The organism is Methylophaga sp. UBA3192, from assembly GCA_002363955.1.
In the GTDB taxonomy this organism is placed as follows: Bacteria; Pseudomonadota; Gammaproteobacteria; order Nitrosococcales; family Methylophagaceae; genus Methylophaga.
Genome location: DEXE01000007.1, coordinates 87127 through 107623, shown reverse-complemented (window position 1 = coordinate 107623; position 20497 = coordinate 87127). Strand labels below are relative to the sequence as shown.

Annotated in this window: 19 protein-coding genes; 15 read left to right on the top strand and 4 right to left on the bottom strand. The window is 44.9% G+C overall.

The genetic code is table 11. The features are described 5' to 3' along the window. The first annotated feature begins 5 nt into the window (after positions 1 to 5). The 10 genes from B2337_RS11450 (at position 6) to B2337_RS11405 (ending at position 12056) form a co-directional block, all read left to right on the top strand. Entirely contained in the window at positions 6 to 392 is a 387-nt protein-coding gene (locus tag B2337_RS11450) for an MTH938/NDUFAF3 family protein (RefSeq protein ID WP_292361692.1), read from the top strand. A gap of 707 nt (positions 393 to 1099) precedes the next feature. Further along, complete coding sequence (gene ccoN, locus B2337_RS11445; RefSeq protein ID WP_292361693.1) at positions 1100 to 2521, top strand: cytochrome-c oxidase, cbb3-type subunit I; 1422 nt, start codon at positions 1100 to 1102, stop codon at positions 2519 to 2521. Between the two features lie 10 nt (positions 2522 to 2531). Continuing rightward, complete coding sequence (gene ccoO, locus B2337_RS11440; RefSeq protein ID WP_292361694.1) at positions 2532 to 3209, top strand: cytochrome-c oxidase, cbb3-type subunit II; 678 nt, start codon at positions 2532 to 2534, stop codon at positions 3207 to 3209. Between the two features lie 34 nt (positions 3210 to 3243). Beyond that, complete coding sequence (locus tag B2337_RS11435) at positions 3244 to 3411, top strand: cbb3-type cytochrome c oxidase subunit 3 (protein ID WP_292414844.1); 168 nt, start codon at positions 3244 to 3246, stop codon at positions 3409 to 3411. Beyond that, positions 3404 to 4336, top strand: coding sequence for a cytochrome-c oxidase, cbb3-type subunit III (ccoP, locus tag B2337_RS11430; RefSeq protein WP_292361696.1), 933 nt, complete (start codon positions 3404 to 3406; stop codon positions 4334 to 4336). Before B2337_RS11435 ends, ccoP begins: the two co-directional genes overlap by 8 nt. Before the next feature lie 278 nt (positions 4337 to 4614). After that, positions 4615 to 6054 carry a cytochrome c oxidase accessory protein CcoG gene (gene ccoG / locus B2337_RS11425; RefSeq protein WP_292414831.1) on the top strand — a complete coding sequence of 480 codons (1440 nt, stop codon included), beginning with the start codon at positions 4615 to 4617 and terminating at the stop codon, positions 6052 to 6054. Next, positions 6051 to 6557, top strand: a complete 507-nt coding sequence (locus tag B2337_RS11420; protein ID WP_292363955.1) for a FixH family protein — start codon at positions 6051 to 6053, stop codon at positions 6555 to 6557. The genes ccoG and B2337_RS11420 overlap by 4 nt, the downstream gene beginning before the upstream one ends. Before the next feature lie 30 nt (positions 6558 to 6587). Next, positions 6588 to 9044 (top strand): heavy metal translocating P-type ATPase, encoded by a 2457-nt coding sequence (locus B2337_RS11415; protein ID WP_292414830.1) that lies wholly within the window; start codon positions 6588 to 6590, stop codon positions 9042 to 9044. 3 nt (positions 9045 to 9047) lie between these two features. Further along, entirely contained in the window at positions 9048 to 9257 is a 210-nt protein-coding gene (gene ccoS, locus B2337_RS11410; RefSeq protein WP_292414828.1) for a cbb3-type cytochrome oxidase assembly protein CcoS, read from the top strand. Between the two features lie 414 nt (positions 9258 to 9671). Then, positions 9672 to 12056 (top strand): EAL domain-containing protein, encoded by a 2385-nt coding sequence (locus B2337_RS11405; RefSeq protein ID WP_292414826.1) that lies wholly within the window; start codon positions 9672 to 9674, stop codon positions 12054 to 12056. Here the strand turns inward: B2337_RS11405 and B2337_RS11400 are convergent. Genes B2337_RS11400 through pip form a run of 3 tightly spaced genes read right to left on the bottom strand, consistent with a single transcriptional unit; the run spans position 12035 to position 14079 of the window. Further along, entirely contained in the window at positions 12035 to 12661 is a 627-nt protein-coding gene (locus B2337_RS11400) for a lytic murein transglycosylase (protein ID WP_292414824.1), read from the bottom strand. The genes B2337_RS11405 and B2337_RS11400 overlap by 22 nt on opposite strands. 12 nt (positions 12662 to 12673) lie before the next feature. Beyond that, the gene (gene dtd, locus B2337_RS11395; RefSeq protein ID WP_292414822.1) at positions 12674 to 13117 is read right to left on the bottom strand and encodes a D-aminoacyl-tRNA deacylase; all 444 of its coding nucleotides are present in this window, start codon (positions 13115 to 13117) and stop codon (positions 12674 to 12676) included. Then, a complete protein-coding gene (gene pip / locus B2337_RS11390; RefSeq protein WP_292361704.1) occupies positions 13114 to 14079 on the bottom strand; it encodes a prolyl aminopeptidase in 966 nt (321 codons plus the stop codon). The genes dtd and pip overlap by 4 nt, the downstream gene beginning before the upstream one ends. A gap of 140 nt (positions 14080 to 14219) precedes the next feature. On the opposite strand from pip, the gene sucC reads away from it, so the two are divergent. From sucC to B2337_RS11370, 4 genes are read left to right on the top strand one after another with little or no spacing between them, the layout of a single operon-like run. Then, positions 14220 to 15383 (top strand): ADP-forming succinate--CoA ligase subunit beta, encoded by a 1164-nt coding sequence (sucC, locus tag B2337_RS11385; protein WP_292414821.1) that lies wholly within the window; start codon positions 14220 to 14222, stop codon positions 15381 to 15383. 6 nt (positions 15384 to 15389) lie between these two features. After that, a complete protein-coding gene (sucD, locus tag B2337_RS11380; RefSeq protein ID WP_292361706.1) occupies positions 15390 to 16262 on the top strand; it encodes a succinate--CoA ligase subunit alpha in 873 nt (290 codons plus the stop codon). Beyond that, positions 16262 to 17905 carry an NAD+ synthase gene (locus tag B2337_RS11375; RefSeq protein ID WP_292414819.1) on the top strand — a complete coding sequence of 548 codons (1644 nt, stop codon included), beginning with the start codon at positions 16262 to 16264 and terminating at the stop codon, positions 17903 to 17905. The genes sucD and B2337_RS11375 overlap by 1 nt, the downstream gene beginning before the upstream one ends. An 8-nt stretch (positions 17906 to 17913) precedes the next feature. Beyond that, positions 17914 to 18252 carry a P-II family nitrogen regulator gene (locus B2337_RS11370; protein ID WP_292355467.1) on the top strand — a complete coding sequence of 113 codons (339 nt, stop codon included), beginning with the start codon at positions 17914 to 17916 and terminating at the stop codon, positions 18250 to 18252. A gap of 27 nt (positions 18253 to 18279) precedes the next feature. Here B2337_RS11370 and B2337_RS11365 read toward each other — a convergent pair whose 3' ends face one another. Further along, a complete protein-coding gene (locus tag B2337_RS11365) occupies positions 18280 to 19062 on the bottom strand; it encodes an outer membrane protein assembly factor BamD (RefSeq protein ID WP_292414818.1) in 783 nt (260 codons plus the stop codon). A 204-nt stretch (positions 19063 to 19266) separates the two neighbouring features. Here B2337_RS11365 and B2337_RS11360 point away from each other — a divergent pair, with 204 nt between their 5' ends. Continuing rightward, the gene (locus B2337_RS11360; RefSeq protein ID WP_292361709.1) at positions 19267 to 20430 is read left to right on the top strand and encodes a L,D-transpeptidase family protein; all 1164 of its coding nucleotides are present in this window, start codon (positions 19267 to 19269) and stop codon (positions 20428 to 20430) included. The last annotated feature ends 67 nt before the right edge of the window (positions 20431 to 20497 follow it).

Below are 20497 nucleotides of genomic sequence, written 5' to 3'. Positions count from 1 at the left end.
CAGAAATGAAAATTAGTCAGGAAGCCGTTACTGACGCTCTTGTAATAAAAAGTTATGGCGACGGCTTTCTACTGATTCAAGCTCCAAATCAACCGCAACAACGAATAACCCACAATTGCACACTGTCACCTGAGGGCGTATTTGATACGTTTGATCTGAAAACTTTGGCTGAGAAGCAAAGCAACACTCTCATTGAAAAAATAAAAGCCTTTAATGCTGACGTTATCATCATGGTGAATGACGAAGGTATAACTCCTCAAGTATTACAAATCACCACCAAATTGGCTGAGCATGGTATTTCACTGGAAACCATGTCACTTGGTGCTGCATGCCGTACCTACAATTTGCTCTTGAATGAAGGCAGAAAGCCGATAGTACTGGTTAGTTTTTAGTCCGGCTACCGGTTGATTTTGATCGGTGCCTCCAAGGTAACTTGAATCAAGATTTATAAACTGTGCGCAATGCCAGTTACGAAATATATCACTGTAATTGTCTTTGAGACTTACAGACAAAAACTTCGCAGACATTTCAGTACTTTTTCCAAATCAAATACCAGCCATTGTGGACAGCTTTTACAGACACAACCCAAATGGTTGGGAGTACTTTCCCGATCTCCTGCAGTGTTGGAAATCTTTCATATTAAAGTCACTCCCCAAGTTAAACAAAATTTCCAGTTGCAGTGGTGGTGTTTAGAAATAAACAGACTGCGGTGCGGGTGAACCTCTTACAGATGCAGATAACCAGATAAATACCCATATTAAACTTAAGGTTTAAATCCTTGTTTTTAGGTTACTTATTAGCGGATACTGAAATAGCTTAAATGCTAAAACTTGACCACGCTGAGTGAAGTCAGGAAAATTCTCCTAGTTTGAATATAGTTAAGCAGGAAAAGTCTTAGCGAAAGTAGCAAACTGTGGCAAAAGACTCAGCAAAACCAGCAAAATTGATCTGGATCACGGATTTGAAATCATCAACATAGTTGTTTTGCGGTAAAATTCATTGGGCTTGATTGTTAGGCAGTATGAAATTGGGTTCTGTTTCTGAAAATAATTAAAAGAAGCAGTGAAAGAGTTTTCATGAGAGAGAAGGTGTGATCGCTATGCAGGCGAAACAACAGTACAACTTTGAAGTGGTCAAATGGTTCGCCTACATGGCGGTTGTCTATTTGGTTGCTGGGACAGGCATGGGTGTATTTATTGCATCACAATTAGCCTGGCCGGATCTGAATTTTGATAATCCTTATATCAGCTTTGGTCGCTTGCGTCCGTTGCATACCAATACGGTAATCTTCGCCTTTGGTGGTTCAACCCTGATGGCGACAGCATTTTATGTGGTTCAACGTACCTCAGGCGTAAGACTTTGGAGTGATAAACTGGCTTGGTTCACCTTTTGGGGTTGGAACCTGATTATCCTCGGTGCAATTATCACACTGCCATTGGGTTTAACTCAGTCAAAAGAATATGCCGAGCTGGAATGGCCATTGGATATTCTGATCGCAGTGGTCTGGATCAGTTACATGTTCAATTTCATTATGACCTTATCCATCCGTAAGGTTTCACATATCTATGTTGCCAACTGGTTCTTCCTGGCAATGATGATCATGATCACTTACCTCCATGTGGTTAACAGCTTGTCGATTCCTGTGAGTATGTGGAAATCCTATTCTATTTTCTCAGGTGTTCAGGATGCGATGATTCAATGGTGGTGGGGCCATAACGCTGTTGGTTTCTTCCTGACGGCGGGCTTCCTTGGCATCATGTATTACTTTGTACCTAAACAGGCAAATCGCCCGGTTTACTCTTACCGTCTGTCCGTTATCCATTTCTGGGCATTGGTATTTGGTTACGTATGGTTAGGTGCTCACCATCTTCAATACACCGCGTTGCCTGACTGGACCGGTTCATTGGGTGCTGCAATTTCTCTTGCGATGATTATTCCTTCATGGGGCGGGGCATTAAACGGTATGTTCACGCTAAGCGGGGCCTGGGATAAATTGCGTACTGACTACATCTTGCGTTTTCTGATTGTTTCTTTGGCATTCTATGCAATGTCAACCTTCGAAGGTCCGGTTATGGCTTCGAAAACTGTAAACGCATTGTCACACTACACTGACTGGACTATTGGACACGTCCATTCGGGTGCATTAGGTTGGGTTGCAATGGTGTCTGTTGGTGCTCTGTACCATATGGTGGAACGTATGTGGGGAACTACCATGTATTCCGTCAAACTGGTTAATCTGCATTTCTGGATGGCAACCATTGGTACCGCTATATACATCACTGCAATGTGGGTATCCGGCATCATGCAAGGTTTGATGTGGCGTGCTTATGATGAATATGGCAACTTGGCTTATACCTTTGTCGAGTCGGTAGCTCAAATGCATCCTTATTACGCGATGCGTGCAATTGGTGGATTGATATTCTTCCTGGGTGCGGTCGTCATGCTGTTTAACGTAACAGTGACCATTCGCCGCGCGATTGCAAAACCGTCCGCCGAAATGGCAACTGCAGCGAATATTTGAGGGTATCAGCATGGCTAAAAAATCTAATAAACGCATTAGTTTTCAAGAGTGGGTTGAACAAAACGTTTGGGGACTGGTGCTGGCAACGGCCTTGGTTGTTTCAGTCGGTGGTATTGTAGAAATTGTGCCATTGTTTTATCTGCAAAATACATTTGAGGATGATGTTTATCCTGAATATGAAGAACTGCAAGGCGTCCGTCCTTATACTGCTTTGGAATTAGCTGGACGTGATGTCTATCAACGTGAAGGGTGTTACCTGTGTCATTCACAAATGGTGCGTCCATTCCGTGATGAAAAAGATCGTTATGGTCATTATTCGCTCGCAGTGGAATCAAAATATGATCACCCGTTCCAATGGGGGTCTAAACGTACAGGTCCCGATTTAGCACGTGTGGGGGGTAAATACTCCGATGCTTGGCACATTCAGCATTTACGGGATCCACGTTCTGTCGTACCTGAATCTGTTATGCCGCGTTACCCGTGGCTGGATAATGCCACCATTGACGGAGAAGGCATGATTAAACGCCTGAAAGCGATGAAGGTATTGGGTGTGCCATATAGCGATGAAGAAATCCTGGGTGCAGCTGAAGCGGTAGAGGGTAAAACAGAAATGGATGCTTTGGTGGCCTATCTGCAGGTATTAGGCACTATGATCAATTTCGAACCTGGTAGAGATTACCGTGAGTGATTTTCTATCCTACTTCAATACAAATTGGTCAGCAATGACCGTAAGCGATTGGGTTGGTACGATACTGACGGTCATAATTTTCTTACTGATGTTTGGTATGTATTTCTGGGTCTTACGTCCAAAAAACAAAGAAAAGCTTGAATCACATCGTGACTTGCCGCTGAGAGATGACGATATAAATTCGGAGAAAAATGATGGCTGATAACAATAAAAACCCAAATGAATGTCCAGATACTGGTCATGAATGGGATGGCATCAGAGAGTTAACTAATCCACCGCCACGCTGGTGGACAATAGCCCTGTATCTGAGTGGTTTATTAGTGCTGGTCTATTTTATTTTGTATCCATCTCTGCCATTGGTAACAGGAAATACCAAAGGTATTCTGGGATGGACCCAGATTAAAGAATACAAAGAAGATCTGGCAAAAATCGAAGAAAAACGTGCACCGTTTGAAGATCGTATCGCTGCACTGTCTGCTGAAGAGATTCTTGAAGATGATGAATTGTTGCGTTATGCGGTAGGTTCCAGCAAGGTGCTTTATGGCGATAACTGTGCTGCCTGCCATGGTGTTGGTGGCTATCCACAACCTGGTTCTGGTTATCCCATTCTTGCCGACGATGACTGGTTGTATGGTGGTACTGTGGACAAAATTATCGAAACACTGGCTAAAGGCCGTCAAGGCATGATGCCTGCACATGCTGAATTATTGACGGATGAAGAAGTTGATGGTTTGGTTGAGTTTGTTATAAACAGTTCTAATGGCGAAGCCACAGAAGCTGAGTGGAAGCTATATAACGAAAAAGGCTGTGTGGCTTGCCACGGTGCAGATGCCAAAGGTATCCAGCAGCTTGGTTCAGCGAATCTTGCGGACAAAGTTTGGCGTTTTTCGGGTGAGCCCGATGAAATTCGCCATACCATTCTTCATGGTGTGAATGATGCCAACGATCCGCAAACACGCGTAGCTGTTATGCCTGCCTGGAATGAAAAACTTGCCGTGCGTCTTGAGGCAGAAGAGTACGGTGATGATCCTGAAGAATATTACGAAGGTGATGAAACAGAACGTTTAACTGAAAACGAAATTAAAAAGCTGTCAATTTATGTACACCAGCTTGGTGGTGGCGAATAGTAAACGTAAACTGATTATTGCGTGTCGACAGATGCAAGGAGATTGATATGGGGTTAGATGCTGTAGCGATTGGTTCCATTATAAGTCTTGTATTGACGATAGTTGTCATTGGCGTCATTGCATACAAGGTAGTCAAAAATATGGAAGATAGTTCCAACGATAATTAAGTAAATGATAAACGCAAAAAAAGCCGATTATTTCGGCTTTTTTTGTAAATTAAAAACTAAATCAGTAAATGCTTATGTGCTCGAACGTGTTACAATTCCATCGGATAAGCTGTGAATGAGGTCCAAACTGTGTCGGAACAAGCGAAGTCAGCTGAGCTCAATATTAATGACATCTATGATGAGGTCTCTGACTGGCATGTTAACGCCGGCGGCACTAAAGTCGTAGCAAAACGTATGTCGGGCCGTTTCAGACGACTGAAATGGTTTGGCATGTCAGTGTGGTTAATCTTCTTTCTTGGTCCCTACCTCCGTTGGAATGGACAACAAGCTGTTCTTTTTGATATTCCCAATCGGCAGTTCAATTTTTTTGATATCACAATTTTTCCGCAAGATATCTGGATGTTGTCCCTTACCTTGTTGTTTTTTGCCATATTACTGGCTGCAGTCACCAGTATAGCCGGTCGCGTATTCTGTGGTTATTTCTGTTTTCAGACTGTCTGGACAGATGTTTTTACGTTTATCGAAACACGCATCGAAGGGGATACCCCTCAGAAGGCGATGAAATTTAAAAATGCGCCGGCCTCCATCAGCAAAATCTCACGTATTACTCTGAAGCACGGTCTTTGGTTGGCAATTGCCCTGTTAACAGGGGTATCGTTTGCTGCCTGGTTTACTGATGCTTACCAGCTCTGGCATGACTATTTCACTTTACAGGCTTCGTTGGTGGCTTGGATTGTATTAGGTATGTTTACCGTTGGTACCTATGTTTTTGCGGGTTTTATGCGAGAGCAGGTTTGTTTCTGGCTTTGTCCATACGCACGTTTACAGGGCGTAATGTATGACCAGGATACGGTGCTGCCAGCCTATGATGCCGAGCGTGGCGAGCCACGCGGTAAACTGAAAAAGGGGGCTGTTGATGCCACTAAAGGTAGCTGTATTGATTGCAAGGTGTGCGTGGCTGTGTGTCCGACCGGCATCGATATTCGTAAAGGCCAGCAAGAAGGCTGTATCACCTGTGGTATGTGTATTGACGCGTGTGACAGCATTATGGATAAGACCAATCAGCCTCGTGGATTGATTCGTTACGCATCCTATAAGGATTTACATCATAATGCTCAACCCGCTGCTTTATACAAGCGCCCAAGAGTTATCATTTACTCATTCATTTTAATGATGGCACTGTCGGGCGTCGGATATGGTTTTGCGACGCTTTCCACAACTGAATTTCAGGTGATTCATAACCGCCAGCCTGTCTTTGTCCAGCTTAGCGATGGGTCTATTCAAAACCGTTACACACTTAAAATGCTCAACAAGACGAATGAAAACATTGAGGTAGAATATGCCATCAGTGGTTTGGATGGAGCAACTTTGCATGGTATCGATCACAACGTTATTATCGAACCCGGTAAGGTTATTCCATTGCAGGCGCTAGTCAGAATTCCTGATGGAATGCTCAACAAAGATCTTGAGCATGTCACATTTATCGCGAATGTTGTTTCAAATCCGGATATTTCTGTGCAATACGAAAGTATTTTTATGGGGCCGAAATGATGGCTATTTCACAAGACAATAATCAGGCATTAAAAAACCCGTGGGTTTTAGGTTTTTTAGCATTTTTATGCACCTTTGTAACCGTCAATATTATCTTTATTTATCTGGCATTCAGTTCGCCGCCTAATCTGGTGGTTGATAACTATTACGAGCGTGGTAAGAAGTATGCCCAGCAAGAGTTGCAAATGGAGCAGGAAAAAAAACTGGGCTGGAGCGGCGTTATTATGGCTCCGCCCAAAAGTCGGGTAAATCAACGTCAGGCCTATGAAGTGTTTATTCAGGGCAAAAACTCAACGGCAGTACAGTTGGACTCCGTTACCCTGTTTGCTTATCGTCCATCCGATATGCGTGAAGATTTTTCAGTTGAGATGAACCCAATAGGACTGGGTCGCTATGGCACCGATGTTGAATTTGGTTTGCCGGGAAACTGGGACATCATCGTTGAAGCCAAACGTGGTGAAGATGAATTTTTAATCACTCGACGTATTTTTATCGATCCTTAAATTCGTTAGTAACTGGTAAGTTGAAACTCATTGTCTGAAGCTACTACGCAAGTTAAAGCCTGCGATTGTTTTCACTGCGGGCTTCCCGTCAGGAATTCCGGTGAATTTGTTGCACAAATTCAGTCAACCACGCATGAGTTCTGTTGCCATGGTTGCAGAATGGCCTGCCAGACGATCTATGCTGCAGGTTTACAAAGCTTCTATAGCAAAACTCCAGAGGGCGAACGACTCGCCCCACCCCCCGATACTGCAAATGATTTCCATGCCTACGATCTCGATGAAATTCAGGCTGATTATGTCGACACCGTTGATGAAAAACGCACGATAAATCTGTTAATTGATGGCATTCATTGTGCAGCCTGCGTCTGGTTAATTGAGCATGCTTTATATAAATTGCCAGGTGTATTGGCGGCGGATGTGAATCTGACAGCAAAACGTTGTCGCATCTGTTGGGATAATCGCAAAACGTCCTTATCCATTTTAATGCAGCATTTAGCTGAGCTTGGTTATGCCGCTGTTCCATTTGATCCGGAAACGGCAGAAGGGGCATTGGCTAAGCGACACCGTGGATTAATCTATCGTATGGCATTTGCCGGGTTTGCGATGATGAACCTGATGTGGGTTTCGATTGCCCTTTATTCCGGTGCTGCTGAGGATGAGTTTCGAGACTTGTTTCATTGGGTTGGTTTTTTGATTGCTACTCCAACCTTACTTTACTCGGGTTATCCTTTTTTCCGAAATTCAATCAGCGGATTACGCAGTCGTTATTTAACAATGGATTTACCGATTGCTATCGGTGCAACGGCCACTTATCTCTATTCTTCCTATATTACTTTTACTGGCTCAGTTGAAGGCGAAGTTTTCTTTGATACAGTCGTGAACTTTATATTTGTTATTCTGATTGGGCGTTATCTGGAAGCGCTTTCCAAACGCAATGCGTTATCAGCCACCCGTCGCATGCTCGAATTGCAGCCCAAACTGGCAACAGTCATTGAAGCAGGGATACAGAAAACAGTACCTATTCGTTCGGTTAAGGTCGGTGATTTGGTTTTAGTGCGGCCGGGTGAAAATATTCCAGTTGATGGCGTTGTGACAGATGGCGAGAGCGCCGTAGATGAATCGATGCTGACAGGGGAATCGCAACCTGTGCGCAAACAGGTAAACGATATGGTTGTCGCTGGAAGCATCAATAGTGAAGGTGCATTTGTGGTGAAAGCGCAGCAGGTATTACGCCATACTGCCTTAGCCAAAATAATCGCTTTGATGGATGAGGCACAAACTTCAAAAGCCCCCATTCAAACATTGGCAGACAAAATCGTGCCCTGGTTTGTCGTTATTACGCTGACGCTTGCAACGCTAACATTTGTATTCTGGGTTGGGAGTGATTTTGAAAAAGCCTTACTGGCCGCAGCCTCGGTTTTAGTGGTGACGTGTCCCTGTGCATTTGGTATGGCCACGCCAATGTCCATTGCTGTTGCCAGCGGAGTGGGGGCCAGCAATGGAATCCTGATCAAACAGGGTGTTGCATTGGAATCGTTATCCCGCGTAACACATTACGTGTTTGATAAAACCGGTACCTTGACTGAAGGACGACTTAAGCTGGTTGAACGAATTACCGCAGAAGGAATCTCCGAACAACAGTTACTGCAGATTGCGGCTTCGGCAGAGCAGCAATCCGAGCATGGTATTGCAAAAACGATTGTTTCAGCCGCTCAGCAATATGCCCTCCCGTTATTTGAGATATCTCAGTTTTATGCCTCTCCGGGAAGAGGCGTGGAAGCGCAGATTGAAGGCAATAAAATTATTGTTGGCACCGCGGATTGGATGCTTTCACATCAGGTTATTCTTAATAACGCCTGGCAGTTAAAAGTCGATCAGCTGGAGCAGCAAGGTATCAGTTGTGTGTTTGTCGCCAGCGAGAAAAAATTAATCGGCATATTAGGCCTGTTTGATACATTACGTGATGACGCCAAAGCCATGATTTCGGACATGTTAGCCAATGGTCTTAAAGTGACTGTGTTAAGCGGAGACCGACAGCAGGTAGTCAATTCAGTAACGGCCGACCTTGGAAATATTCAGCGCATGGCCGAGGTCTTGCCTGCTGATAAACGCCGGTTTATTCAACAATTACAACAACAGGGCGATTGTGTTGCCATGGTAGGGGATGGCATTAATGATTCGCCGGCATTGATTCAGGCTGATGTAGGCATTGCGCTGGCTTCCGGAACGGATGTATCTATTGAAAGTGCAGATATTGTTTTATCACACAATCAATTAAGTCAGGTGGCATTAGCGCGGCAATTGGCTGCCCGGACGTTACGCACTATTCGCCAGAATATTGTATTATCGATCAGCTATAACGTGATTATGGTTCCATTAGCAATGATGGCATTAGTCAGTCCTTTACTGGCAGCAATCACGATGCCGATAAGTTCGTTACTTGTCATTGGTAATGCTGCCAGGATTAGTCGAATATTTAAGAGGTAGGCTATGGAGGTCATATACGGACTTTTACCCGGGATGTTATTACTGGGTTTAGTGGGAGTTGTGGTTTTTTTCTGGGCCGTTCGCAGTGGTCAATATGATGATATGGAAGGCGCCGCTAATCGAGTTTTGATGGAAGATGATAATCATTCAGAAGAAACCGAAGTGGAATCAGACGTGGAAAATACAAATAATAATGAGCATAAATCTGATTAGATTATTATTCCATCCGCAACCCCGTTTATGCCAACTAACAATGGCTTGGCAGCAGAACGGTACTTTAATATGAATGGGAGTATCAACGGATCATTAGCTGTAGTTGGCCTGCATATAATTGTGCTTTTATCCAGGAAAAATCATCAGAAAAGCAATCTTTATGCAGCTTTTATATGCCCCGACTGAACAGTGCTATGCCTTGTGCAACAGGGACACTAGTTAAGATAGCGAGATGGACCTTTTCCAGTATCAACAGTATGTCCGTCTCAGTAGCAAAGTTTGACTTAGCAAATTACAAAATGGAATGTATCTCCGATTCAAATCGGATGCTTTTGAGTTTTCATACCAGCTCCATGAACGAGTGTGAATTATATGAACAGGGAAAATATGTTTAAGCATTGGAGCATCCGGACCATGCTGAATTTATGGGCTGTTATTACGCTATTAATGGTATTGGTGATTGCTGGAATTTCCATTTCTGTATTCAGTCATTACAGATGGTTGATGATCTTTAGCAGTTTAATGATTGTTTTAGGAATAACCTGGTTTGTACTCAGCATGAAAGCGCGTATCAACCAGCCTATGCAGCGATTACGAAGTGCAATGCATGCCTTGTCAGAACAAAAATTTGATACCCGAATGTCAATCAGTAATGGTCAGAGTGAATTTAATTTACTTGCCAATGACTTTAATGTCTTTGCTGCACAAACCCAGGAGTTGATTGCAAAGCTGGATGAAACCAAGCATTCGCTCGAAATCCGTGAAACAAGGCTTCGAGCCATTCTTAACGGCGTCCCTGAAGCGATTCTGGCTATCCAGGCGGATGGATCAATTAGCTCATGCAATCCTGCTGCTGAACGAATATTACAAGCGAGTGAAAACCAATTAGCTGGACAGAATATTCTGCAGTTCATTGCCCCATCCGAGCACATTAAATCACTCAACGATATTGCTGAATCACAAAAAATTAATCGTGAATTTGAAGGGCGAAACTGGTACGGGGAGACTTTTTCCATGTGGCTGTCACTTCGCCCTTTATCACAATTTGACGATGATATCTGGGTTTGCGTGATTTCAGACATCAGTTCATGGAAGCGAACCAAGTTGGCGTTGGTGCAGACTAGCAATGAATTAAACGCCATTCTGGAAAACGCCATGGTGGGTATTGCCTTTATTAAAAACCGTCATATTATTCGGGTGAATAATAAATTCGAACAACTGTTTTTGTTTCCACGCGAAGATATTGAAGGTCAAAGCACACTTTGTCTTCATCCAAGCGAGGAAGCATTTAAGCGTTTCGGAGATCAGGCTTATAACGCCCTGTCTGAAGCAGAAAATTTTGAAGCCCAGGTCGAGATGAAAAGGGCCAATGGTGAGAAATTCTGGTGTGCTGTCGCCGGGCAAGTCATTGATCCTGAAAACCCGTCAGAGGGATCTATCTGGCTATATGAAGATGTTACCAATCAACGGCAAAATGAAGAAAGACTGACACGTTTAGCCAGCAGCGATATTCTGACCGGGTTGCCAAATCGTGGCGTGTTTAAAGATCGTCTAGAGCATGCCATTCATAAAGCACAACGACAAAATGGTCGTTTGGCAGTATTTTTCCTGGATCTGGATCACTTTAAACATATTAATGATTCGCTAGGCCACAAGGCAGGAGATATTTTGCTTTGTGAGGTGGCGCGGCGAATTCGTTCCTGTGTTCGGGAGAGTGACACTGTAGCCAGGCTGGGTGGTGATGAATTTACCGTGATTCTGGAAGATATCAACTCAGCGCAATATGTCGGAAAGGTTGCTGAGAAAATTCTCAATACAACATCACTGCCCTATATGCTGGATAACATTGAAGTGAATATCAGTCCCAGTATTGGTATCAGTTTATATCCTGCGGATGGTCGTGATGTAGACATGCTGGTGAGAAATGCCGATGCGGCAATGTATTACGCCAAGAGTACAGGACGTAATAATTTTCAGTTTTATTCCTCAGAAATGAATGCACAGGCATCGCAGCGTCTGGCGATGGAAACCGCCCTGCGTCGTGCGGTTGAGTTGCAGGAGTTCTATTTGCAATTTCAACCGCAAATTGAACTTGAGACCGGTCGTGTTGCTGGTGCAGAGGTGTTATTACGCTGGCATACCGAACAATGGGGAGATGTGTCGCCCGCGATATTTGTGCCGGTGCTTGAAGATACGGGTTTGATCAGTACTGTGGGTGAATGGGTGTTAAAAAAAACCTGTGAAGCCTTCATGGCTAATTGTGATTATTTACCGGATGACTTCTTAATGGCTGTTAACCTTTCAGGGCGCCAGTTCAAAGGCAATCTGCTGGTTAACTTTATTCGTAATTTGCTGGAACAATCAGGTATGCCAGCAAAAAATCTGGAATTGGAAATCACCGAAAGCCTGTTAATGGAAAACACTGAGCAGGCTGTGCAAACCTTACGTGAATTAAGCTTGCTGGGTATCACGCTGGCAATTGATGACTTTGGTACGGGGTATTCTTCACTGTCTTATTTGAAGCAGTTTCCACTCAATGTGTTAAAAATTGATCGGACTTTTGTCCGTGATGTCACTGAAGACAGTGATGATGCGGCAATCGTTAATGCCATTTTGGCGATGTCTAACAGTCTCGCCTTGCAAGTTGTTGCGGAAGGGGTTGAAACGGCAGAGCAACTTGCATTTTTACGTAAGAGCCAGTGTAAACGTGCTCAGGGATTTTATTTCAGCAGGGCTATAAACTTAAACGAGCTGATGGAATATATAAAACAAAATGATCAAAAAGTCCGAGCTGTATAAGTCAGCACGGGCCTTTCTTCCGGATGCAGTCTGATGGTCAGTCCAAATGCAGGATAATGCCAGATTTCAGCTGCACTTTCTTCAGCTTCATCACTGATTTCATCGGGCTCACCAAAGCGATTACGAACCATCTCTGCATCTAGTCTCACGCTAGGGATATAGGTAATGGCGGTCGCCGGAGCAGACAATAAACGTTGTTTATCATCAAATGCCGGATCATAACGTCGTGCACCACTTGGCTGTAACTTCGCCGAAGCGGCCCGTGACGCCATGGATTTTAATTCATTGTCATCCAGCAATAGATTAACCACCACGCGAGCAGACAATCCCCCAAGATTGACGGATTCAAAAAAAGCTTCTGCAGTAATACGTTCGTTAACACTGATAAATAAAGCGACTTCCCCTGCTTCACGCCATAACTGCTGAATCTCGCCGTAGGAAGTGCTGCCTAAATGCACGCCCATTACTTCAATCTGTTCATCGGGCATAACCGTAATTTCCCACGGTTTTGGATCCGTCGGTTGCGGTGACGGAATCAGCATTAATGCAGCAATGCCAATGATGACTAAAGCTGTACCGAGTAAAAATTTGAGCAATATACGCATAAAAATCCGAAATTAATTAACGTGTAACCAAAAAGTGACCGGCCCGTCATTGGTCAGTGAAACCTGCATATCTGCACCAAACTGTCCCGACTCAACAGTCATTGAAAGATCTTGAGTCCGTGTCAACAGATAATCAAACAGTTTTTTGCCCTGTTCAGGGGGGGCTGCTGGGGTAAAGCTGGGGCGATTACCTTTGCGGGTATCCGCCGGCAAAGTAAATTGTGGTACCAGCAATAAATCGCCTTTTATATCCTGCAAGCTTAAATTCATCTTATCGTCAGCATCACTAAACACCCGATAGTTTACAATCCGCTGCAACAACCTGTCGGCGATAAGCGGGGTGTCAGCCTTCTCCACACCAACAAACACAAGTAAGCCTTGTTTAATTTGCGCGATGGTCTGGTTGTTGGCAATGGTGACATTTGCCTGGCTGACCCGTTGTAACAAAGCGATCATACAAATTGCATTGCTAGTTTATCGGTAGTTCGAACCAGCGCATCAATAATTGCTGGCTCACTTGCTGCATGACCGGCCAGGGGTAACACCTCAAAGCAGGCCTTTGGCCAACGCTGATAGACCTCCCAGGATTGCTGCATGGGACACACCATATCGTAACGGCCATGAATAATGGTTGCCGGGATATGGTTAATTTTTTTAATACTGTCGAGTAATGGACTCTCGGCCAAAAAACATTCATTCAAAGCATAATGCAATTGGATTCTGGCGTGTGCCAGCGGTCCCGGTGATGCCTCAGCTTCTGGTTGATAATGCTGATCGCGCATCATCACAATAGTCGCTTCCCAGCTTTGCAGGGTATTGGCGGCCATTATCTGTTGTTGTTCATTCTGGTGGGTTATTTGCTGATAAAAGTAAGTTAACGGCTTTTCCTGTTCGCTTTCAGGTACATCTTTAACCAGTGCATGCCACGCTTCAGCAAATATTCTTGATGCGCCTCCTGCAGCGTATACCCAGTTAATATCTTGCTGCCTGCCAAGAAAAGTGCCGCGTAACACCATTTTTGAGACATGCTGTGAATACTGTCGGGCATAAGCCAATGCCAACGTTGCTCCCCAGGAGCCGCCAAATAGCATCCACTTTTCAATATTCAGCAATTTACGAATAGCTTCCATATCCGCTATCAGATAATCAGTTGTATTATTTTCCAGCTCACCTGACGGCTGTGAACGTCCACAACCTCGCTGATCAAACAGAATGATGTGGTATCGCTCAGGATCAAAATAACAGCGATGCTGCGGGCGACATCCGGAGCCGGGACCTCCATGCAAAAAAATCACTGGGATCCCTTCAGGATTGCCGCACTGTTCAATATAAACTTGATGACGGCGTCCATCTGACATTTCTTCACAGGCTAATAACTGGCTGTGAAAAGGCTCGATATCAGGGTAAAGAGTACGCATAAACGGTTCCGTGTTAGTTTTCAGCAGGCAACTATATCATGTCAGATGATGGTAATTATTACCTTGATGGGCGAAAATATAACGTTTAACTGTTGGCACTGCTGGTCAGCAGTAATAAAGACATACAAGGCGAACACAACATGAACCTGCATGAGTATCAGGCAAAACAATTGTTTAACCGATATGGCATCGAGACACCCAAAGGACAGATGATATCCAGCTCTGATGAAGTAGCATCGGCCATAACGGCGATTGGTGGTCAACGTTGGGTGGTGAAGGCTCAGGTACACAGTGGGGGACGAGGTAAGGCCGGCGGTGTCAGAGTTGAAGACAGTCAATCAGCGGTAACTGACGCAGTAAATGCCATGCTGGGAAGTCAGCTGGTAACACATCAGACGACGGCCGAGGGGCTACCGGTTAATAAAGTCTGGATTGAGGCACCATCTTCAATTGAACGCGAACTCTATCTGGCTGTACTGGTGGACCGGGTGACACAGCGGGTAGTGTTTATGATTTCTGCCGAGGGTGGCATGGACATTGAAGAGGTAGCCGAGAAAACACCAGAGGCTATTCTGACGTTATATATCGAGCCGGTTGCTGGCTTGCAACCCTATCAATGTCGTCAAGCAGGTTTCTTTTTGCAGCTCACCGGTGCGGCGTTCAAACAACTGCAACAGCTGATGCAAAACCTGTATCAGCTGTTCTGTGAAAAAGATATCAGTCTGCTGGAAATCAACCCATTGGTGATAACCAATGCGGGTGATTTACTGGCACTGGACGCCAAAATCAACGTCGATGAAAATGCGTTATATCGCCATGCCGATTTGGCTGAATTATTTGATCCGACCCAGGAAAATCCTGCCGAAGTAATTGCCCGTGATTTCGGACTGAATTACATCGCTCTGGATGGCAATGTGGCGTGTATGGTAAATGGTGCTGGTCTGGCAATGGCCACCATGGATTTGATTCAGAAGCAGGGCGGAGAGCCGGCCAATTTTCTGGACGTTGGTGGCGGGACTACCGCGGATCGTGTTGCTGAAGCGTTTAAACTGATTTTATCAGACAAAAAAGTAAAATCCATCCTGGTCAATATTTTTGGTGGCATTGTGCGTTGTGATTTGATCGCACAAGGCATTATGCAAGCCGCTAAAGAAGTCGGTTTATCGTTACCGGTTGTGGTTCGGTTGGAAGGCACCAATGCCGATTTAGGGCGCACATTGCTGGAAAACAGTGGTATGAATCTGCGCGTAGCACAGGATTTAACTGAAGCAGCAGCTATGGCTGTCGCTGCGGCAGGGGAGTAATACAACGTGAGTATCTTGGTTAATAAAGACAGCAAAGTGATCTGTCAGGGATTTACCGGTAAACAGGGCACTTTTCATTCCGAGCAGGCCATTGCCTATGGCACCCAGTTTGTTGGCGGTGTAACGCCTGGTAAGGGCGGTCAATCACATTTGAATAAACCGGTCTTTAATACCGTGCATGAAGCGGTAACTGAAACAGGTGCTGATGCCAGTATGATTTATGTACCTGCAGCTTTTGCTGCCGATGCGATCCTCGAAGCGGCAGATGCCGGTATAAAGGTGATTGCCTGTATTACAGAAGGTATACCGGTACTGGATATGTTGCGGGTTAAACATGCATTGAAATCCTATGATGCCAGATTGATCGGACCAAATTGTCCGGGCCTTATCACGCCGGGTGAATGCAAAATCGGTATCATGCCGGGCAGCATTCATTTGCCGGGAAAAATCGGTATCGTCTCGCGTTCAGGAACACTGACCTATGAGGCGGTTTATCAAACCACGCAGAATGGATTAGGCCAAAGTACCTGTGTGGGAATAGGAGGCGATCCCATACATGGAATGAACTTCATTGATTGTCTGGAATTGTTTGAAGCTGATCCGCAAACCGAGGGTATTGTGATGGTCGGAGAAATCGGTGGTCAGGCTGAAGAAGATGCAGCGGAATATATCAAACAGTATGTCAGCAAACCGGTCGCAGCCTATATTGCCGGTTTAACCGCTCCTGCAGGCAAACGTATGGGGCATGCCGGGGCCATTATCAGTGGTGGTCAGGGTACCGCCAAGGCTAAATTAGCCGCATTGGAAGCCGCCGGTGTTGCCATTGCTGGATCCCCGGCAGAAATTGGTTCAACTATGCTGCAACTGATGGAAAGTTAATGGCCAATAATCAAATTCGGGTAGTGCTGGCACAAATCGATCCCATTGTTGGAGATGTGGCTGGCAATACCAGAAAGGTGATTGCTGCAACTCAGCAGGCGAGACAACAACATGCCGCTGAACTGGTGGTGTTTCCAGAATTATGTCTGACCGGCTATCCACCGGAAGATTTGTTATTAAGGCCTGGCCTGCTGAAGCGTGTTGATAAGTCACTAAAAACACTTTGTCAGCAAATAGACGATATCACGATTATTGTGGGTCACCCGTTAGGTGAAGTTGGTAAAGAGTTGTTTAATGTGGCTTCTGTCATCAGCAAACATCAGATTACCGCACAATACTTCAAACAAAAACTACCCAATTACGGGGTGTTTGATGAAAAGCGTTACTTCATCGAAGGCCATGAAGCCACCATCATTGAAATAAACCAGATTAAGATCGGTTTAACCATCTGCGAAGATATCTGGTTTGTCGAGCCAACGGCTCAGGCTGTGGATGCCGGGGCTGAAATCATTGTTAATTTGAATGCCTCTCCATTTAAGCAGGACAAAACGCTGTTGCGTGAGGCCGAAGTGTGCAAGCGGGCGCGGGAAAATAATGTCCCGATTTTATATGTGAACCAGATTGGTGGTCAGGATGAGCTGGTATTTGATGGCGCGTCATTTGCGGTCAATGCGTCAGGTGAAAAAAGCGTCCAGGCCATACAATTTGCAACAGCATTGGTGCCAATTAAGGTGCACAAAACCGGACAGGAAGTTCAACTGGAAGGACCACAACAACCATTGATGGGTGAGCTGGAAACGGTATATAACGCTTTAGTTTGTGGTTTGCGGGATTATGTGGAAAAAAATCACTTTCCGGGTGTAGTCATCGGTTTATCCGGTGGCATTGATTCAGCTTTAACCATGGCGTTGGCCGTTGATGCACTTGGTGCTGAACGTGTACAGGCAGTGATGATGCCTTCACGCTATACCTCGCAAATCAGCCTGGATGATGCAGCAGAAATGGCCGCTATCCTGAACGTTCAATATCGGATAATTGGTATTGAAAATTTGTTTCGATCATTTCTGCATGAGTTGGAAGATGTTTTTGCGGGCACACAGCCGGATGCCACCGAAGAAAATATACAGGCCCGTTGTCGCGGAGTATTGCTGATGGCGATATCTAACAAAACAGGTGCTATGGTGCTTTCTACCGGTAATAAAAGTGAAATGGCCGTTGGTTATTCCACCCTGTATGGTGATATGGCAGGCGGTTTCTCGCCACTGAAAGATGTATATAAAACCCTTGTTTATAAGCTGGCGCATTACCGAAATAGCCTGGCCCGGGCGATCCCTGAACGAATTATTACGCGCCCACCTTCGGCAGAGCTTTCAGCCGATCAGCTGGATCAGGACTCATTGCCTGCATATGAAGTATTGGATGACATCCTGGAAGCCTATGTAGCGAATGATGGCTGTTTTGAGGATCTGGTCGCATCCGGATTTAATGCAGAAACGGTTGCACAGGTCATTAAAATGGTAGATCGTAGTGAATATAAACGGCGTCAGGCTCCGCCGGGAATTCGCATTACCGGCAGAGCATTTGGCAGAGATCGTCGCTATCCGATAACATCAGGTTATACCGTAACGTCAACTATAGAGTAGGCAATCACATGAAAAAAATCGAAGCCATTATTAAACCGTTCAAACTGGATGATGTACGTGAAGCATTGTCTGATATCGGGGTCACCGGTATGACGGTTTCCGAAGTCAAAGGTTTTGGCAGACAAAAAGGTCATACAGAACTGTATCGTGGCGCGGAATATGTTGTGGACTTTCTACCGAAAGTAAAAATGGAAATCGTGCTGGCAGATGATCAGGTGGATGCGTGTATCGAAGCCATTACCAAAGCCGCACATACCGGTCGGATTGGCGATGGCAAAATTTTTGTTTCACCTCTGGAACGAGCCATTCGGATCCGTACAGGTGAAGATGGCGAAGCGGCTATCTAAATTCAGCCGGCCAATAAAACGACGCTGTTAATCAAACAGCGTCGTTCTGCGTACATCGGCTACCCCTGTATGACCAGGGTAGTTTCTTTCCAAAACGCGTAATGCGTCTTCAGACAAATCATCCAGTTCCAGAATTTTATAAGCCTTGGCCATGATCACTAATGCATCCGGCATTGCTGGAGTGCGCGGGTAGTTCTCAATGACATACTTGGCACGGTTAGCGGCCGCAAGATATGAAGCACGACGCATATAATAGTTGGCAACATGTAACTCATGTTGGGCTAAACGATTACGCAGATAAACAACGCGTTGAGCAGCATCATCACTGTAACGACTGGTTGGGAAACGATTTACCAGCGTTGTGAAATCACGCAGAGCCTGTAAGGCTGATCCGGGATCACGTTGTGTTTCATCGCGGGGAATATATTTTTCCAGAATACCCATATCGCGGTTGAAATTGATAAGCCCACGCAGGTACATGGCGTAATCAACGTTCTCGTTAAGCGGATAGACACGCATAAAACGATCCAATGTAGCGATAGCGGTTTCCGGCTCGTCTATTTTGTAATAGGCATAAGCCGAATCAAGTAATGCCTGTTGCGCATATTGACCAAATGGAAAACGCGCTTCCAGTTGTTCGTAGTATTCAATGGCTGTGCGGTAATCATTAATGTTTAAAGCCGCTTTGGCTTCGGCGTAAACCCGTTCTACGGTCCAGCTTTCTTCAGCAACTACAGGCTCTCTCCCTGAAAAGAAAGAACATGCAGTTAGTGTCAGCAACAGGAACAATGTCAGGATGTATTTCATCATTGGCTTCTATCTGTATCAAAACAAAAAATTACAGCCTGCGATTGTAGACTGTTTAACTTGGCAAAGCATCACCACGGACAGTTTATCTTTCAGTGTCACTAATGAAGGCTACTTTTTTTGTTCAACATTCCTCAGTAGTAACACTTGTCATGGAACATTGTACAATAGCTGCTGTTTATTCACCCTTAACTCTATAGGTTTGTAATGATTAGTCGTTTATTTATCGGTTTGGCCACTAGTTTATTAGTATTGCCAGTCGGTGCAACCACCTTTGAATTGCATGATGAGGAAACCCGTGTCATCGGACACAACCTCGTAGTTTACAGTCGACACGAAGATACTTTACTGGATATTGGTCGTAAATTTGATATGGGTTACACCGATATGGTTGCGGCGAATCCAAATCTGGATCCCTGGTTGCCAGGCGATAATCAACCGGTATTGATACCGAACAGATTCATTCTGCCTGATGCTCCCCAAAAAGGTGTCGTGATCAATATTCCGGAAATGCGATTATTTTATTTTCCGCCGAAACAGGCCAATCAAGCACAACAAGTCATCACTCACCCAATCGGTATTGGCCGTGAAGGCCGGGACACGCCTTTAGGTAAGCTATCTATTATTCAAAAGCGTGAAAATCCTTCATGGACACCACCAGAATCTGTACGTAGAGAACATGCGGCAGAGGGCGATATCCTGCCAGCAGTTGTACCTCCTGGCCCGGATAATCCTCTTGGCACACGCGCTATACGTTTATCCAATCCAAGCTATTTGATTCATGGTACTGCCAAACCATACGGGGTTGGTTTACGAGTCAGTAGCGGTTGTATTCGTTTGTATCCGGAAGATATTGAACATTTGTATAGCCTGGTCTCATTAAACACCCAAGTGAATATTATTCATCATCCTTATAAAGCTGCCCTGTCTAACGGCAAGCTATATCTGGAAGCGCATAAGCCGATTCCTGAAATGTATGATGGAGTGAGCGGTAATATGACCCCCATGGTGATGGCCGTATTGGATGCACAGGATTCCGTGTTATCAGAACAGGACTGGCCCTTTGCTGAAGAGATTGTCATGTCTACGCATGGTGTCGTTAAGCAGCTTAATCAGCAAGAAGAAAAGATTGTTGATAATGTCTGGTTTGTACATGGCGGTTTAAAGTTGGAAACCGGCGCGAAAATGCGCAAAGCATTACAGGAATTGAATATGCAGGACAAATTCTGGCCATTGAGAAATAAAGCGATTGATGAAGTAGTAGTAGGGCCGTTTGATAGTCTGCAAGCTGCGCGTGAAGCGGCGGATAGAATTTCTGCAGCAGCAGGTATTCCAGTTTGGCCTGCGCATCTGTCAGAAGAAATGTTCTGACAAAACAGCAAACGGCAGAATCAAAAAAGCCGGGATAAATCCCGGCTTTTTTGTTTTAGCTTTGAAA

What these genes read in the sequence shown, in the direction of transcription:
- B2337_RS11450 (WP_292361692.1), top strand. Translation starts at nt 6, where the DNA reads ATGAAAATTAGTCAGGAAGCCGTTACTGACGCTCTTGTAATAAAAAGT.
- ccoN (WP_292361693.1), top strand. Translation starts at nt 1,100, where the DNA reads ATGCAGGCGAAACAACAGTACAACTTTGAAGTGGTCAAATGGTTCGCC.
- ccoO (WP_292361694.1), top strand. Translation starts at nt 2,532, where the DNA reads ATGGCTAAAAAATCTAATAAACGCATTAGTTTTCAAGAGTGGGTTGAA.
- B2337_RS11435 (WP_292414844.1), top strand. Translation starts at nt 3,244, where the DNA reads ATGACCGTAAGCGATTGGGTTGGTACGATACTGACGGTCATAATTTTC.
- ccoP (WP_292361696.1), top strand. Translation starts at nt 3,404, where the DNA reads ATGGCTGATAACAATAAAAACCCAAATGAATGTCCAGATACTGGTCAT.
- B2337_RS11420 (WP_292363955.1), top strand. Translation starts at nt 6,051, where the DNA reads ATGATGGCTATTTCACAAGACAATAATCAGGCATTAAAAAACCCGTGG.
- ccoS (WP_292414828.1), top strand. Translation starts at nt 9,048, where the DNA reads ATGGAGGTCATATACGGACTTTTACCCGGGATGTTATTACTGGGTTTA.
- B2337_RS11405 (WP_292414826.1), top strand. Translation starts at nt 9,672, where the DNA reads ATGCTGAATTTATGGGCTGTTATTACGCTATTAATGGTATTGGTGATT.
- B2337_RS11400 (WP_292414824.1), bottom strand. Translation starts at nt 12,661, where the DNA reads ATGCGTATATTGCTCAAATTTTTACTCGGTACAGCTTTAGTCATCATT.
- dtd (WP_292414822.1), bottom strand. Translation starts at nt 13,117, where the DNA reads ATGATCGCTTTGTTACAACGGGTCAGCCAGGCAAATGTCACCATTGCC.
- pip (WP_292361704.1), bottom strand. Translation starts at nt 14,079, where the DNA reads ATGCGTACTCTTTACCCTGATATCGAGCCTTTTCACAGCCAGTTATTA.
- sucC (WP_292414821.1), top strand. Translation starts at nt 14,220, where the DNA reads ATGAACCTGCATGAGTATCAGGCAAAACAATTGTTTAACCGATATGGC.
- B2337_RS11375 (WP_292414819.1), top strand. Translation starts at nt 16,262, where the DNA reads ATGGCCAATAATCAAATTCGGGTAGTGCTGGCACAAATCGATCCCATT.
- B2337_RS11370 (WP_292355467.1), top strand. Translation starts at nt 17,914, where the DNA reads ATGAAAAAAATCGAAGCCATTATTAAACCGTTCAAACTGGATGATGTA.
- B2337_RS11365 (WP_292414818.1), bottom strand. Translation starts at nt 19,062, where the DNA reads ATGATGAAATACATCCTGACATTGTTCCTGTTGCTGACACTAACTGCA.
- B2337_RS11360 (WP_292361709.1), top strand. Translation starts at nt 19,267, where the DNA reads ATGATTAGTCGTTTATTTATCGGTTTGGCCACTAGTTTATTAGTATTG.